This is a genomic window from Streptomyces sp. NRRL F-525 (assembly GCF_000716605.1).
Classification (GTDB): domain Bacteria; phylum Actinomycetota; class Actinomycetes; order Streptomycetales; family Streptomycetaceae; genus Streptomyces.
Genome location: NZ_JNXE01000222.1, coordinates 1 through 271, shown reverse-complemented (window position 1 = coordinate 271; position 271 = coordinate 1). Strand labels below are relative to the sequence as shown.

The following is a 271-nucleotide window of genomic DNA, read 5'->3' as shown; positions in this document are numbered from 1 at the left end:
GCCCTCGGCGAGTTCGACGGTGGCGCCGAGCAGTGGGTGGTCGGTGCGGTCCAGGCCGAGGTCGGTCGGTTTGCCGGTGGTGGTGGGGGTGTCGAGCCAGTAGCGCTGGTGTTGGAAGGCGTAGGTGGGGAGGTCGGGGGCGGTGGTGCTGGTCTTTCCGGTCCAGATGGGTGTGTTGGTGGTGGTGTGGAGTTGGGCGAGGGTGGTGTGGAGGGTGGTGGTGTCGGGTCGGTTGCGGCGCAGTAGTGGGGCGGTCAGGGGGTGGGGGGTG

Annotated in this window: 1 protein-coding gene; it reads right to left on the bottom strand. The window is 69.7% G+C overall.

From position 1 onward, the window contains the following. Nucleotides 1-271 (bottom strand): hypothetical protein (locus tag OO69_RS48620; protein ID WP_033287472.1); only part of this gene is annotated, 271 nt, incomplete at both ends.